General features: G+C 58.1%; 1 protein-coding gene and 1 pseudogene. Both read left to right on the top strand.

The genetic code is table 11. The annotated features are described in order from the left end of the window. Positions 1 to 423: AAA family ATPase (locus tag AC1DLB_RS31165; RefSeq protein WP_477786422.1), on the top strand; the 423-nt coding region annotated here is incomplete at its 5' end. Positions 424 to 444: 21 nt separating this feature from the next. Next, positions 445 to 827, top strand: a pseudogene (locus AC1DLB_RS31160) (hypothetical protein); the annotation flags it as partial.

Below are 827 nucleotides of genomic sequence, written 5' to 3'. Positions count from 1 at the left end.
ATCGACGAGACCATCAAGGCCAAGAAACGTCCGATCATCATCATTACCTCCAACAACGAAAAAGAACTGCCGGACGCCTTCCTGCGCCGCTGCTTCTTCCATTACATCGCGTTCCCGGATCGGGTGACGCTGCAGAAGATCGTCGACGTGCACTACCCGGACATCAAGAAAGACCTGGTCAGCGAAGCGCTGGACGTGTTCTTCGACGTGCGCAAGGTGCCGGGCCTGAAGAAGAAGCCCTCGACCTCCGAACTGGTGGACTGGCTGAAACTGCTGATGGCCGACAACATCGGCGAAGCGGTGCTGCGCGAACGCGATCCGACCAAGGCCATTCCGCCGCTGGCAGGCGCCCTGGTGAAGAACGAACAGGACGTGCAATTGCTTGAACGTCTGGCGTTCATGAGCCGTCGCGGCACTCGCTAAGTACCAATAAGGGCGATCGCCATGCTGCTCAATCTGTTCAACGAAATGCGCGCAGCCAAGGTGCCGGTCTCGGTGCGTGRGCTGCTGGACCTGATCAACGCGCTGAAACAGCGCGTGACCTTCGCCGACATGGACGAGTTTTATTACTTGTCGCGGGCGATCCTGGTGAAGGACGAACGGCATTTCGACAAGTTCGACCGGGCGTTCGGTGCCTACTTCAATGGCCTGGAAAAACTCGACGATCACCTTCAGGCGTTGATCCCCGAAGACTGGCTGCGCAAGGAATTCGAACGCTCCCTGACCGACGAAGAGCGGGCCGCGATCCAGTCCCTCGGCGGCCTGGACAAGCTGATCGAAGAGTTCAAGAAGCGCCTGGAAGAACAGAAAGCTGGAAGAACAGAAAG

This window comes from Pseudomonas sp. 05N434 (genome assembly GCF_056396965.1).
Note: the sequence above shows the minus strand (reverse complement) of the source record. Positions and strands in the feature narration are given on the sequence as shown.